We start from the raw sequence: 14944 nt of genomic DNA on the forward strand, positions 1-14944 counted from the left end.
GCATGCACTATGCCTTCCCGGCAAGCGTCCGGGAACCACAAATGCTACTCGCAGGGCAGCGTCTTCCGAGCCTGCATGGGTGGGCTATTGTTGCAATTCAATTTGAATCATTGTCTGTAGAGGTGGCGAACATGTCGAAGCCGCATCGGTTTCCCCCCGCGCTCGCGGTCCCTGGTATCGTATTTATCATTATCGGTTTGGCGTTAGCCGCGGGCGGAGTCCCGCTGGTCACGCTTGGCGGCTCCTGGTATTACGTCATAACGGGCATTGCGATCGCGCTGACCGGTGTGCTGCTGTTCATTCGCCGGCGGTCGGCGCTCTGGTTGTTCGCGCTCGTTCTATTCGGTTCGACCATTTGGGCGGTCACGGAAGCGCGCTTCGATTTCTGGCAATTACTGCCGCGTTTGTGGGTGTGGCTGGTGCTCGCATTGTGGCTGCTGTTGCCGCCCGTCGCGGGCAAACTGGTGTTCGGGCCGCCGGCCGCGCATCGCGAGGGCGTGGTGCCGTTGGCTGCGGCCGTGATCGTGACGGTGCTGCTTGGCATCGGCACCGCATTCAATCATCCGTACGATCGCCCCGGCACGCTGGCCTCCACCGCCGCGGCGCCGAGCACGACGCTTGCCGGCGATGCGAACCGGCAGGCCGGCGACTGGACCGACTATGGCGGCTCGCCGTTCGGTCAGCGCTATTCGCCGCTTACGCAGATCACCCCTGAAAATGCGCGGCAATTGAAGGTCGCCTGGCAATTCCAGACCGGCGACAAGCCGGGTCCGGGCGACCCGACTGAAACGACCGATGAAAATACGCCGATCAAGGTGGGCAACAAGTTGTTCCTCTGCACGCCGCACAGTATCGTGATTGCACTCGATCCCGCGTCGGGCAAAGAACTGTGGCGCTACGATCCGCATATCCAGAGTCCCGTCGGTTTCAAGCATTGGGAACATATGACATGCCGCGGCGTGTCGTATCACGACGACGCGATGTATTCGGCGAATGCAACGACCGGGGCCGCGGAAAATGCAGCGGGGGCTTCGGCGCCGGGCGCTGGTGAGAATGTGGCTTCAAGTGTGGCCTCGAATGCGGCTGCGGCTTCGGGCGCGACTGCAAGCGTGACTGCGAATGCATCTTCCGGCGCGGCTGCATCGACGCCTGCGGCCGACGCCGCATCGGCAAGCACCGAATCGCCGAACGCGGCTTCCGCGGCGGCTGACACTACGCAATCCGCATCGGCTGCGACGACTGCGAGCGATACTGCCGCCGCCACGCAGCAGACAGCCAACGCCAGCACCAACGCCGCAGCCAGCGCCGAATGCCCGCGCCGCATCTTCCTGCCGACCGCCGACGCGCGCCTCATCGCGCTCAATGCGGACACGGGACAACCGTGCACGCACTTCGGCAATAACGGTCAGATCGACCTGCGCACGAACATCGGCCCGTTCACACCGGGCGGTTATTACTCGACATCGCCGCCGGCGGTCACGCGCGATCTCGTGATTATTAGCGGCCACGTCACCGATAACGAATCGACCAACGAACCCTCCGGCGTCACGCGTGCATTCGACGTGCATGACGGCCATCTCGTGTGGAACTGGGACGCGGGCAATCCGGACGCGACGCAGCCCGTTGGCCCCAACCAGACGTACGTTCGCAATTCGCCGAATATGTGGTCGGTGTTCAGCGTCGACGAGAAGCTCGGCATGGTCTATCTGCCGCTCGGCAATCAGACGCCGGACCAATGGGGCGGATTGCGCACACCGGCTTCCGAGAAAGTGGCAGCAGGCGTGGTTGCACTCGACCTCGCAACCGGCAAGATGCGCTGGAACTATCAATTCACGCACCATGACCTGTGGGATATGGACGTCGGCGGCCAACCTTCGCTAATCGATTTGCAGACGGCAGGCGGCGTGCAGCCTGCGCTAATTGCATCGACGAAACAGGGCAGCATTTATGTGCTGAACCGCGAGACCGGCAAGCCTATCGTGCCTATTACAGAAGAACCCGTGCCGCAAGGCGCCGCGTCGGGCGACCACACATCGCCGACGCAGCCGTTCTCCGCACTTAACTTCAAGCCGCCGAAAGTGCGCGAACGCGACATGTGGGGCACTAATCCTTTCGATCAGTTGTGGTGCCGCGTGAAATTCAAATCGCTGCGTTACGACGGCATGTTTACGCCGCCTTCGGAACAGGGATCGCTCGTATTTCCGGGCAATTTCGGTGTATTCGATTGGGGCGGTGTCGCGGTGGACCCGGTGCGGCAAATACTCATCGCGAATCCGAGTTACATGGCCTTTACTTCGAAGCTGATACCGCGTTCGCAGATTCCGTCGGACAACGGCGAGAAGAAGGGCAGCGAAACGAGCGGCATCAAGCTCGCTCGCGGCACGCCGTATGGATTCGAGATCAACGCATTTCTTTCGCCGCTCGGCATTCCGTGCCAGGCGCCGCCGTGGGGTTATGTCGCGGGCGTCGATCTGCGCACCAACAACATTGTGTGGGAGCACAAGAACGGTACGATCCGCGATAGCGCGCCTTTGCCGATTCCGATGCCGCTCGGCGTGCCGAGTCTCGGCGGCATGGTGACGACCGCCGGCGGTGTCGCATTCCTCTCCGGTACGCTCGACTACTATTTGCGCGCCTATGACGTGCGTAACGGCGAGCGCTTGTGGGAGGCGCGCTTGCCCGCAGGCGGCCAGGCCACGCCGATGACTTACGCGGACAGCAACGGCAAGCAGTATGTGCTCGTCACCGCGGGCGGCCACGGCTCGCTCGGCACGAAGCAGGGCGACTATGTGATTGCGTACACGCTGCCGTAACCAAGGGTTTGCATTGAAGACCAGAGCGCCGGCGAATACGAGGAAGAACTCCCTCGTACTCGCCGGCGCAATACGCAGTACGCAGTACGCAATACGCAATACGCAATACGCAATACGCAATACGCAATACGCAACGCGCGACTATCGACAAAAATTTGAAAACGTTACGCGTCGGCGAGCAAACATTTCACCGGGCACAACTGAAGAACCCGTTCCACAAAAGAGTTAATGCGTAGCCGCGCGTAATATAACTTTCAATACGCCTGCTATTAGCCCTACCGTGGCCACGCCCAGCATCCATAAACCGACGAACCATGCGAATCGTCGCCACATGTCAGTGGTATCCCTCGCCGGGGCGCATTTTACCTTTGAAGACGGAATACGCGTAGACGGTGTAGCCGAGAATCATCGGTACGGTAATCGCAGCGCCTACCAGAAGAAATAGCAGGCTCGAGTGCGGCGCAGCGGCATCGCGGAAAGAAATGGCGGGCGGCACAAGATTGGGATAGAGGCTGATGAGAAGTCCCGCATAGCAAAGAATGAAAATGCCATAGGCAAACAGCAAGGGCAGTACATGCCTGCGCGCCGACAGACTGCGCCAGAAGCCGGCCGCGAGAAGAACCAGCAAGATCGGCACTGGAGCCGTGAATGCAATCGCCGGCCAGCGGAACCAGCGTTCGGCGAGCGACCCTTGCAGCATCGGCGTCCATAGCGTGACCACCACGATGAGCGCGAGTACCGCCACGGCCATGCTGCGCGCGTAGCGCCGGCAGCGTTCATGCAGTGGACCTTCGGTGCGCCAAATGAGCCAGCATGAACCCAGCAACGTATAGCCGACGATCACCGCGAGTCCGCACAACACGGTGAAGCCCGTGAGCCAGTCCCACCAGCCGCCGGAATACGAAACGCCTTCGACGTGGATGCCCTGAAGCAATCCGCCGAGCACGAGGCCCTGGCATAAAGCAGCCATGACGGAGCCGGAAAAGAAGGCGACGTCCCACCACATGCGCCCCGAGCCTGTTGCGCGAAAACGGAATTCGAAAGCCACGCCGCGAAAGACGAGTGCGAGCAGCATTGCAATGATCGGTGGATAGAGCGCGGGCAGAATGATCGAATAGGCGAGCGGAAAAACGGCAAAGAGTCCGCCGCCGCCGAGCACGAGCCATGTCTCGTTGCCGTCCCATACCGGCGCAATGGAATTGACCATCAGGTCGCGGTCTTCCCGATTGCGCTCGACGGCGAACAGAATGCCCACGCCCAGATCGAAGCCGTCGAGCAGCACGTACGCAAGCACGGCAAACGCGAGAATCGCGGCCCATATGAGCGGCAGATCAATCGTGGCGGCTGTCATGGCGTGGGTCCTGTGAAAGAGCGTTATCGCTAGAGGCCGATACTGGTTGCCGTTGCGCGGGGCCCGGCGTGATGCCCGCGCTTCTATGCGGCTTGTCCTTCGCGGGCCCTTCGGTGGCGAGCGACGGCGGCCTCGCCATGAGCCGCAACAGGAACACCATTGCCGCGCCGAATACGATCAGATAGACCACGCCGAAAGCCGCGAGCGATGTTGCAACGCCGGGCGCGGCGATGGGCGATACGCTGTCGACGGTACGCAAGTGGCCATACACGGTGTAAGGCTGACGGCCGACTTCGGTCACGGTCCAGCCGCACAACAGCGCGATCAGGCCGGAAGGTCCCATCGCGACCATGAGCCGGTGCAGCCAGCGCGCGCGATAAAGCGAATGCCGCGCCCGCAATGCGAGACTCGCAAAGCCGGTCAGCGCCATCAGCACGCCGAGTCCGACCATGATGCGAAAAGTCCAGAAAATAAGAGGTGAAAACGGACGATCGGCCGGCGGGAATTCCTTCAGCCCCTTAATCGAGCCGTTCCATGTATGCGTAAGAATCAGTGCGCCGAGGTGCGGAATCTCGACGGCGTAATCGGTCGTTTCCGTCTTCATGTTTGGCATGCCGAACAATATGAGCGGCTGGCCCGGTTTCGACTCCCAGTCGCCTTCGAGTGCGGCGATCTTCGCGGGTTGATGCTTGAGCGTATTGACGCCGTGCTGGTCGCCAGCGACGATCTGGATCGGCGCGACGATGCACGCCATCCATAACGCCATCGAAGCCATCAGCCGCGCGGGCTCGTTGCTCGAATCGCGCAGCAGGTGCCAAGCACCCACCGCGCCCACGATGAACGCCACGCTCAAATACGCGGCAAGCACCATATGCACGAGCCGATAGGGGAACGACGGATTAAAGATGATGCTGAGCCAATCCGCGGGAAAAAAGCGGCCGTCCACCATCGTGAAGCCCTGCGGCGTTTGCATCCATGAATTGACGGCCAGAATCCAGAACGCGCTCATCAACGTGCCGATCGCCACGAGCGCCGTGGCGAGAAAATGCAGTCTGGGTCCGACGCGCTTCATGCCGAACAGCATCACGCCGAGAAAGCCGGATTCGAGAAAGAATGCGGTGAGTACTTCGTAGCCCATCAGCGGGCCCACTATGGGGCCGGCACGATACGCAAAGCCTGCCCAATTGGTGCCGAACTCATACGACATGACGAGGCCCGACACCACACCCACGCCGAACACCACGGCGAAAATTGTCAGCCAGTAGCGAAATACCGCCAGATAGACCGGCTTGCCGGTGACGAGCCACGCCCCTTCGAGAACCGCGAGATAGCTGGCGAGCCCAATGGACATCGCCGGAAAAATGATGTGAAAGGCGATGGTGAAGCCGAATTGCGCGCGGGCGAGAAAGAGAGCGTCAACCGAGGGTGGCATCGCGGAACCTCGAGTAAGGGACGTGAGCGGACATCGACGAACGGGCAATCGCCCGGCAAGCGCTCATGCAGGGTAGCAAATACGTGACCCGATTGCTTGAATGGATGCGGCAGCGCGAACGGGCACGCGGTAGTGATTTGTAACGCGTCGTGTAACCCGCCTTGTAACCCTATTGTCAGCAGCAGTGCTCATTGCGCGGCACGGGTACATGCTTTGCTCACCGCCTGTACATTGACGATCGCGCGGAGACGATGATGAAAGAGAGCGATACCACACGAGACTACCCGTATGCATCCGGCGGCTGGGGGTCGTTGAAAGCGGTCACGACGATCCTGGCGCAGGAGCATGTGAGCGTCAAAGACAGCGCAGCGCTGCGCAAGCAGAACAAACCGGACGGCTTCATGTGCGTAAGCTGTTCGTGGGCGAAACCGGCCGACCCGCACGTGTTCGAGTTTTGCGAAAGCGGTGCGAAGGCGACGGCGTGGGACCTCACATCGAAGCGAATGACGCCCGAGTTCTTTCAGCTTCACACCGTAACTGAACTGTTGTCATGGCACGACCATGATCTGGAGGAAGCCGGGCGGCTCACCGCGCCGTTGCGCTACGATCCCGCCACCGACAAGTACGTGCAGGTCGAATGGCAACAGGCATTCGACGAAATTGGCCGCGAGTTGAATCAGCTCGATCCGGACAGCGTGGTCTTTTACGCGTCGGGCCGTGCATCGCTGGAAACCTCATACATGTACCAGCTTTTCGCGCGCATGTATGGCACTAACAATCTGCCGGACAGCTCGAACATGTGTCACGAGAGCACCAGCGTCGGCTTGAAGGAAGCGATCGGCGTGGGCGTCGGCACGATTACGCTCGAGGACTTCGAGAAGACCGATCTGATGTTCTTCTTCGGCCAGAATGTCGGCACCAATAGTCCGCGCATGCTTCACCAGTTGCAGGACGCGCGCAAACGCGGCGTGCCTATCATCACGTTCAATCCGCTTCGAGAGCCGGGCCTCGTGCGCTTTGCCAATCCGCAATCGCCGGTGCAGATGCTGACGCCCGACAATACGCAGATCAGCACGCAATATCATCAGCTTAAGACGGGCGGCGATACTGCGGCGATTCTCGGCATCTGCAAGGCGGTGATTGAGGCCGACGATCTCGCCATCGAACAGGCGCGACCGCGCGTCATCGACGTCGACTTCATTCGCGAGCACACAACCGGCTATGAAGCATTCGCGAACTATGCGCGCGAGGCGTCGTGGGCGGACATCGAGAAAGTGAGCGGCTTGCCGCGCGAGGCGATAGAAGCTGCGGCAAACGAGTACATGAAAGCCAATGCCGTGATGATTCATTACGGCATGGGACTCACACAGCATAGACTCGGCGTGCAGAACGTGCGCATGGTGTGCAACCTGCTCTTTCTGCGCGGTAATATCGGCAAGCCGGGAGCCGGGCCTTCTCCGGTGCGCGGACACTCGAACGTGCAGGGGCAGCGCACCGTCGGCATCACGGAGAAACCGGAACTCGCGCCGCTCGACAAACTGGCCAGTCAGTTCTCGTTCGAACCGCCGCGCAAAAAAGGCTTGAATACCGTCGAGGCATTCGAGGCAATGCTTAAAGGCGAGGTTAAAGGCGTGTTCAATCTCGGTGGCAATCTCGTGCGTTCAGTACCCGACCGTTTGCGCATTGAACCCGCATGGCGCGGTTTGCGTCTGAACGTGAACGTTGCGACGAAGCTCAACCGCAGCCATCTCGTGCACGGCGAGATTTCGTACATTCTGCCGTGCCTGAGCCGCATTGAAATCGACCGGCAGGCGAGCGGAGAGCAAGCTGTTTCGATGGAAGACAGCACCGCCTGCATGCATGGCTCGCATGGCGTGGCCGAACCCGCGAGTGAGAACATTCGCTCGGAGCCGTACATTGTCGCCGGCATTGCAAAAGCGACGCTGGGCACGCGTTTCAACGTCGATTGGGATGCGTGGCGAGACGATTACTCGGTAGTGCGCGACGAAATAGCGAAGACGTACCCGGAGATCTTCCACGATTTCAATCAGCGCATGTGGACGCCCGGCGGATTTCACAAACCTTTGCCGGCCAGCCAGCGGCAATGGAAAACAAAGAGCGGCAAGGCGGAGTTCCTCGTGCCCAAGGCGCTAGGCGAAGATCCCGACATGCCCGAGCGTGAACCGGACGCGCTGCGGCTCATGACGCTGCGCTCCGACAGCCAGTTCAATACGACGATCTACGGTCTCGACGACCGCTTTCGCGGCGTGCAAGGCAGCCGCATGGTTGTGCTGATGAATCCGGACGATATGGCGGCGAGCGGTCTTTCCGAAGGCGACAAGATCGGCTTGCAGACCATCGCCGACGACGGCTTTGACCGGCGCGTGAGCGGCTTTACCGTGAAGGCGTATGACATTCCGCGCGGCTGCATCGCCGGCTATTACCCCGAGTGCAATCCGCTATTGCCGCTGTGGCATTACGCGGAAGAGAGCAAGGTGCCAGGGGCGAAGTCTATTCCGGTGAGGATTGTGGATAAGCCGGGCGCGCAGGCTTCGGCGTGACGAATCAGCCGGGCTTCCTACAGCCCGGCTGATCGTAAGTGCGTAATCAGCGCTTAATCGGCGCCTAATCGGCGTACCGAGTTCTGCGCGATTTCGGCAGGCAATGCGTCGCGCCGATCACAAGCAGAGAGCCGAGCAGAAACGTGGCGACCGGAAAAGTGCCCGCCGTATTCACCGCGATTTCGCGCGGACGTTCGCCGAGAAGCTGGAGTCTGCGGCGCGTCATCTTCGCGCCAAGCGAACGCAACTCGTCCTTCAATGCGCGTTCGGCGGTGGGCAGCAGTACCGTTTCCTCATCGGCCACATGGTGCATGACTTCGCGCATCAGTTGCTGAAAGAGGCCGTCGTAGGCAGCGTCCTCGGGACCGGTCGCGCGCAGCTTCGCAATCGTCGCGCGCATTTCGTCGTGTTCGGGGCGGCTCTTTTCGAGCGTCTGATCTTCGCTGAGTACGCCGCCCAGCGCCGGGTAAAAAATCTCTTCTTCCAACTGCGCGTGAATTTCGAGCGCGGCACACACTGAATTCACAATTGCGCGCTTGCGCCACCATGCGGTGTCCGGATGATAACGATGGAACGCGGTGAGTACATGCATATGATCCAGCCGGATCATTGAGGTGATGGTGGGCGACATCGACGAATTGCTATCGGGCATGGCAGTTCTCCAGAATGACGCGGCGCCAGGCGTCGGTATTGGGGATTGTCGGCATGCGCAACATCGGCATGCGGGCGCTCGCGGATGCGCGACATACCGCATTCTCCGTACCTGCGACGCTGCATTAGTCGCGTTACTTACGTCAGTCCGGAATTTTTTCTATGTCCCGCAGCCAGACGGTTGCTTCGCTATCGCTCGGCGCGCGCCAATCGCCGCGCGGCGACAGTGAACCGCCGGAGCCGACTTTGGGTGCATTGGGAATGCACGAGCGCTTGAACTGACTCGTGTGAAAAAAGCGCTCGGCGAAAATCGCCAGATTGCGTTTAATGTCGGCCAGCGTGTACTGATTGCGCGCAACATTCCGGCCCGCAGGCCAGACGCCATGCTCCCGGTCGGCCCACGCGCTATGCGAGAGAAACGCCACTTTCGACGGAGCAAAGCCGAAACGCAGCAAGTAGTACAAGTTGAAGTCCTGCAATTCGTATGGACCGATGATGCTTTCGGTTTTCTGATCGATAACCTTCTCGACTTTTCCGGGCACCAGTTCCGGGCTGATCTCTGTCGCGAGAATCTGTTCGAGCACGCGCGAACCCGCGTCGCCTACCTGACCCGATTCCGCGACCCAACGGACAAGATGTGTGATGAGCGTCTTCGGCACGCTCGCATTCACGCTGTAATGCGACATGTGATCGCCGACGCCATACGTGCACCATCCGAGCGCCAGTTCGCTCAGATCGCCGGTGCCGATCACAATGGCGTGATGAAAATTGGCAAGCCTGAAAAGATGGCTGGTGCGCTCACCGGCCTGAACGTTTTCGAACGTGACGTCGTACTGTTCTTCGCCGGTCGCGAACGGATGGTTCAGGTCCTTCAGCATTTGCATGCAGCTTGGACGTATGTCGATTTCCTGCATCGAGCAGCCCACGGCCTGCATCAGATCTTTCGCCTGCTGGAGCGTGCGGCTGCTGGTCGCAAAGCCCGGCATCGTATAGCCGAGGATATGCGAGCGCGGCAGTTTCAACCTGTCCATTGCTTTTGCGCAGACGAGCAGTGCCTGAGTAGAATCGAGCCCGCCCGAAACGCCGATCACGACTTTCGAAATGTTGGCCGCGCCGAGCCGCTGAAGCAGTCCCTGCACCTGTATGTTGTACACCTCGGCGCAGCGTTCGTCGCGCGTCGCGGGATTGGACGGCACATAAGGGAAGCGGTTAATCGCGCGCATGAGCGGAAGATGCTCTGCGTCCGGCAGCGAAGCCGGCACGCTGACCACCTGGAATTTGCGGACTTCGTCTGCATGGCGGCGCGTCGATTGGCCGAACGTCGTCTGCCGCATTCGTTCGCGCGACAGCCGTTCGAGATCGACGTCGCCGAAAATGATGTGCGACGTATCGAGAAAACGCTCGGATTCCGCCAGCAGTTCGCCGTTTTCGTAGATCAGCGCCTGGCCGTCCCATGCAAGGTCGGTGGTGGATTCGCCGCGCCCCGCCGACGAATACAGATACGCGGACAGGCATCGCGCGGATTGCTGCCCAACCAGTTGATGACGATAGCCCGACTTGCCGATCACGATGTTCGACGCAGACAGGTTCACGAGCACGGTCGCGCCCGCCAGCGCGGCGAACGACGAAGGCGGCACGGGAACCCATACGTCCTCGCATATTTCAATGTGAAAGCGAAAGAGCGGCGCGCCGGGAACGTCGAATAGCAGCGATGCGCTAAACGGCGCCTGCTGTCCGCACAGCGTTACTTCGGTAGATGAAGCATTCTCCGCCGCGCTGAATTGCCGGACCTCGTAAAACTCGCCATAGTTCGGCAAATAGCTCTTCGGCACGACGCCGCATAGCTTCCCGTTTGAAATGACCAGTGCGCAATTAAAGAGCTTATGCTCGATCTTCAGCGGTGCGCCGATCACGAGTACCGCGGGAATGTTGGTGGACGCCGCAACGATGTCGCCAATTGCCGCTTCGCATGCGTCGAGCAACGCGCGCTGATGGAAGAGGTCGTCGCACGTATAAGCGGAGATGCCCAACTCGGGAAACACCACGAGCAACGCACCCTTTTGCGCGGCTTCCCGCGCGAGCCGCAGCGTTTCCTGGGCGTTGAATTGCGGGTCGGCGACGCGGCACACAGGAACCGCGACCGCGACACGCGCGAAATCGTGACTGTAGAGATTGAAAAATGATCGCGTCATGGTCCGCGGCGCCTCGCGTTCGGCAACTGATTGAAATAATGCTCGATCCGCGACAGTGCATAAAGCGCGGCGTTCTGCCTGATGGCCGTACGGTCGCCGTCGAACACGCGAGTCTCGCTGAACATGTATTCGCCGTCGCGGCGCTTGTAGCGCCACGCGAAGCATTGCGTGCCCGGCGCGAGATCGGTGCCTTTCGGCGGCGGACCTGCAATTCCCGTATTGGCAACGGCAATATGCGCCGAGCATGCTTCGAGCGCAAGCGCGCCGGTAGCCATCTCGCGCGCGACTTCCTCACTCGTCAGGCCGTGCTCTTCGATCGTCTGCGCCTGCACGTTGAGCACACCGCATTTGCCCGATGGCGAATAGACGACGAATCCCATGTCGAGGCACGCGCCGCTGCCCGGCACGTCTGCGATCAGCGATGCAATCAGACCGCCGGTACACGATTCGGCGGTCGCGATCACGAGACCGCGCGACGACAGAAATCCAACCACGCTGCGGGGAATATTCATTTTTTTCCTCTCTCATTCAGGGCATGGACCGATCACTTCTGTGCAAGCAAGTGCGATACCCGTTGCGCGTGCAGGTACTCGAAGCGGCACGCGGATTGCTCCACACGATGGTCCCTTCACCGGGACGCCATGGTTGTTTGTTCGGTTCGGCCCGCCGGTTGGCGGGCCATTTTTTTGCCGAGGCCGCCGAAGCATCGGCGCGTCGCTTCGCAGATCGGTACAGCGATTGCTGTTTCTGTTGGGCGCAACCACACGCGACGGTAAAGGAGGCGACGCCCATGATGTTTCCCACAATCGTTATCAATCGCGAGGACCCCGCCTCGATGGACGCACAGACGCTGCTCGACGAACTGAGTGCGACGCTCGCCGTGTTCACCGGCGACAGCGGACAGAACCGCTTTTCCATTCGCGACGTCACGCTCGATTGCTCGCGCTTTCTGGTGGCGCGAAGTGATTCGGCGACTCCGCTCGGCTGCGGCGCATTTCGTCCGCTGGGCGAGCATATCGCCGAAATCAAGCGCCTGTATGCGCGTCCCGGCGCCGATGGCGTGGGCAGTGCAATCCTCGCGCGACTCGAGAAAGAAGCGGCGCAACTCGGTTATCAGGCGTTGTGGCTCGGCACGCACCTCAACAATCGCCGCGCGATCGACTTCTATGAAAAGCATGGTTTCCAGCGCATTGCGCCGTATGGACCGTATGTGGGCAAGGCCGACGCATGCTGCTACGAAAAGCGCCTCGGCGGGCAGGCGCCCGACAATCAGCGCAAGGAAACGATGCGCGACGCGTGACGCGTCACAAACGCGACGGCATCGCGCGGCACGACACACGCCGCGCTACTTATGCAATTTTTTGCGTAGCGATTGAATGTCGTTCGCGGTGACGGGCCGCGCGTCGTTGCCCCATGAACTGCGAATCCATGAAAGCACGCTTGCCATTTGCGCGTTCGTGAGCGTTTGAGCGAAACCAGGCATGGCCTGGCGCGGCGGCCCGCCGATCGTCGCGGGACTGTTGCCGCCTTCCACCATTAAGCGGATCAGCGAGGTCGTGTCTTCGGTGATCACCGACGGATTGCCCGCGAGGCGCGGAAACACATTCGGCACGCCGGCGCCTTCCGCGCCGTGACATTGTGCGCAGAACGAAACATAGACGCGTGCGCCGACCGATTGCGGCGCATCGATGCGATTGCCGTTGCGCGTCGGCAAGTCGGGCTGAGCATGCGGATCGTAGCGTCCGGAAGGTTTTTGCGCGGGCAGCGATTTCAGATAGTGCGCCATCGCGAGCGCGTCGTCGTCCGTCAGATACTGCGTGCTGTCTTCGACCTGCTCGACCATCGAGCCGAATGCCGCGAGGCCCGCACCGTGGCCCGTCTTCAGAAACGCGGCGAGATCTTTTTCGCCGATGCGCCCGAGCCCCGAGCCGGGATCGCCAGTGAGATTCGGCGCAAACCAGTTGTCGTTGATACCACCGGTCAAATAGCTAGGTGAGGTTTCGTCGTAGCCGCGCTCCTGGAAGCCCAGGCCGCGAGGCGTGTGACATGCGCCGCAATGGCCGGGGCCTTGCACGAGAAACGCGCCGCGATTCCATTGCGCGTCGCGTCCCGGCTTCGGCCGATACGGTTCTTTCGGAGCGAAAAGCTGTTGCCAGAAATACAGCACCCAGCGCTGATTGAAGGGGAACGGTACTTTCGTCGGCGGCGCGGGTTCGGGAACCGGCTTCACGCCATGCATGAAATACGCGTAAAGCGCGCGCATGTCGTCGTCGGACATTTTGGCGAACGACGCATACGGCATCGCGGGATAGAGGCGCTTATTGCCTGGCGACACGCCTTCTCGCACGGAGCGCGCGAAGTCTTCATAGCTGAATGCGCCGATCCCATAGCGCTTGTCCGGCGAGATATTGCTGCTGACGATCGTGCCGAAGGGCGAGGTCAATCCGAGGCCGCCGCCGTACGCTGGTCCGCCGACCGCGGTATGGCATCCCGCGCAGTCGGATGCTTTCGCGAGATAGTCGCCGCGCGCGACAAGCGCGACAAGCGCGGCATCCGCGGCTTGCGATTGCTGCGCGCATGCGCGCTGTTGCGGCGAGACATACAGCACGCCAAGCACGCACAGCATCGCGGCAGCGCCCAGCGCCCTATAGGTGAAGCGCCGCATCATGAATTGCTGTCTCTGTGTGCGGGCAGCGCGTTCGGCATCAGCGTCGCGGGCGCGCGATGCATCAGCCAGCGCGCGCCGGTCGCAAGCGCCGCGATCAGATAGGCGAGGCCGCCGGGCACCCACATCACGAGTCCGCCGAGTTGTTGATCCTGCAACGGATCGAAACCGAGCGCCGACGTAGGCTCGATATACGCGGGATACCAGAGTCCCGGCGCGAGCGTGAGCAATGCGCCGAGCGCGCCGGTGTGAACCATCGTCGTGAAGAGCGACAGCATCGCATAGCCGCTCTGATCGCGTCGCGTGCCTTCGCCGAAAACGACCCACCAGAACAATAGTGCGCTCAGCAGAAAACTCGCATGTTGAAGCGTGTGAATAGCGGACGACGCAAGCGCCGCTTCGAACAGACGCGGCATATGCCAGGCCCACAACGCGGCGGCATGCAGCATCCACGCGACGGCTGGCGCGCACAGCGTTCGCCAGAGTGCGCGCAACGCCGGCGTGCGAACGGCTGCCGCTATCCGGTGACGCGCGGCGGGAGGAAAGGCCCATAGCCATACCGCGAGCGGCCTGCTGAGCACGAGCAGCGGCGCGGCGACGATCATCATCAATTCGTGCTGAACCATGTGCGCGGAGAAGAGCGCGGCGCTCAACGCATCGAGTGGCGAATCGAGCGCGGCGACGAGCATGAGCCATCCGAGTACGAATGCGCCTAGCTGACGCGCGCGAACCTCGCGACCGCGTTTGCTGCGCGCGCGTAGACGCCGATAGCCGGCCACATACAAAGCAAGACTCACGATCAGCAATGCGACGACCCAAGGCTCGAACGTCCAGCGCAGCACAGGCGGCGCACTGCGTTCGGCAGCGCTCAGCACATGCGCTTTCACCTCGGCAGAAGCGCAGAGCGCGGCGCAGGCAAGCAGACAACGGAGCGGATTGTTCATTGCACGCACGGAGAAATAAGCCATTGCGGTATCCACATTGCGACCAATGCGAGCGTCGAAAGCATGCCGACCCATGTAGCCGCGCAAGCCATCATCGCGGGCCGCGCGGGAAGGGCGGGCGCGCTCGCCGGCGCAACCATGCCGGCTTCGCGCCAGCGATGCCACGCAAGCAGCGTGGCGACGATCGAGAACAGCAGCGCGGTGCCGGTCACGCTGCCCAAAGGCAGGAGCGTGCGCCACGCGCAGGAGGGCGTGACGAGCGCATAGTCGACGCTCAGCGCGGTGAGTACCGCGGAGGGCGCACCAAGGAGCGCGAGCCAGGTTCGCATGGCAAC

Annotated in this window: 11 protein-coding genes; 3 read left to right on the forward strand and 8 right to left on the reverse strand. The window is 61.3% G+C overall.

Annotation, left to right across the window (positions count from 1 at the left end; genetic code table 11):
- The first annotated feature begins 131 nt into the window (after positions 1–131).
- Positions 132–2813 carry a glucose/quinate/shikimate family membrane-bound PQQ-dependent dehydrogenase gene (locus P0D87_RS22630; protein WP_053859464.1) on the forward strand — a complete coding sequence of 894 codons (2682 nt, stop codon included), beginning with the start codon at positions 132–134 and terminating at the stop codon, positions 2811–2813.
- A 334-nt stretch (positions 2814–3147) separates the two neighbouring features.
- Here the strand turns inward: P0D87_RS22630 and cydB are convergent, their stop codons facing one another.
- Positions 3148–4164, reverse strand: a complete 1017-nt coding sequence (gene cydB, locus P0D87_RS22635; protein WP_029966253.1) for a cytochrome d ubiquinol oxidase subunit II — start codon at positions 4162–4164, stop codon at positions 3148–3150.
- A complete protein-coding gene (locus P0D87_RS22640) occupies positions 4145–5596 on the reverse strand; it encodes a cytochrome ubiquinol oxidase subunit I (protein ID WP_408637044.1) in 1452 nt (483 codons plus the stop codon). Before P0D87_RS22640 ends, cydB begins: the two co-directional genes overlap by 20 nt.
- A 254-nt stretch (positions 5597–5850) precedes the next feature.
- Here P0D87_RS22640 and P0D87_RS22645 point away from each other — a divergent pair, with 254 nt between their 5' ends.
- Entirely contained in the window at positions 5851–8157 is a 2307-nt protein-coding gene (locus tag P0D87_RS22645) for an FdhF/YdeP family oxidoreductase (protein WP_053860754.1), read from the forward strand.
- A 64-nt stretch (positions 8158–8221) separates the two neighbouring features.
- Here P0D87_RS22645 and P0D87_RS22650 read toward each other — a convergent pair whose 3' ends face one another.
- The 3 genes from P0D87_RS22650 to P0D87_RS22660 form a co-directional block, all read right to left on the reverse strand.
- Complete coding sequence (locus P0D87_RS22650; protein ID WP_006049360.1) at positions 8222–8809, reverse strand: hemerythrin domain-containing protein; 588 nt, start codon at positions 8807–8809, stop codon at positions 8222–8224.
- Positions 8810–8951: 142 nt separating this feature from the next.
- Complete coding sequence (locus P0D87_RS22655) at positions 8952–11000, reverse strand: NAD(+) synthase (protein ID WP_053859462.1); 2049 nt, start codon at positions 10998–11000, stop codon at positions 8952–8954.
- The gene (locus P0D87_RS22660; RefSeq protein ID WP_053859461.1) at positions 10997–11512 is read right to left on the reverse strand and encodes a CinA family protein; all 516 of its coding nucleotides are present in this window, start codon (positions 11510–11512) and stop codon (positions 10997–10999) included. The genes P0D87_RS22655 and P0D87_RS22660 overlap by 4 nt, the downstream gene beginning before the upstream one ends.
- A 278-nt stretch (positions 11513–11790) precedes the next feature.
- Here P0D87_RS22660 and P0D87_RS22665 point away from each other — a divergent pair, with 278 nt between their 5' ends.
- Positions 11791–12300 carry a GNAT family N-acetyltransferase gene (locus P0D87_RS22665; protein ID WP_006049363.1) on the forward strand — a complete coding sequence of 170 codons (510 nt, stop codon included), beginning with the start codon at positions 11791–11793 and terminating at the stop codon, positions 12298–12300.
- Positions 12301–12345: 45 nt separating this feature from the next.
- On the opposite strand, the gene P0D87_RS22670 is transcribed toward P0D87_RS22665, so the two are convergent.
- The 3 genes from P0D87_RS22670 to P0D87_RS22680 are packed head-to-tail and all read right to left on the reverse strand — an operon-like array spanning position 12346 to position 14938.
- Positions 12346–13668 carry a c-type cytochrome gene (locus tag P0D87_RS22670; RefSeq protein WP_053859460.1) on the reverse strand — a complete coding sequence of 441 codons (1323 nt, stop codon included), beginning with the start codon at positions 13666–13668 and terminating at the stop codon, positions 12346–12348.
- Entirely contained in the window at positions 13665–14633 is a 969-nt protein-coding gene (locus P0D87_RS22675) for a cytochrome c oxidase assembly protein (protein ID WP_053859459.1), read from the reverse strand. The genes P0D87_RS22670 and P0D87_RS22675 overlap by 4 nt, the downstream gene beginning before the upstream one ends.
- Positions 14606–14938 carry a hypothetical protein gene (locus P0D87_RS22680; RefSeq protein WP_053859458.1) on the reverse strand — a complete coding sequence of 111 codons (333 nt, stop codon included), beginning with the start codon at positions 14936–14938 and terminating at the stop codon, positions 14606–14608. The genes P0D87_RS22675 and P0D87_RS22680 overlap by 28 nt, the downstream gene beginning before the upstream one ends.
- Positions 14939–14944: the final 6 nt, after the last annotated feature.

The sequence above is a fragment of the Paraburkholderia sp. RL17-368-BIF-A genome (genome assembly GCF_046054045.1).
GTDB classification, from domain to species: Bacteria; Pseudomonadota; Gammaproteobacteria; order Burkholderiales; family Burkholderiaceae; genus Paraburkholderia; species Paraburkholderia graminis.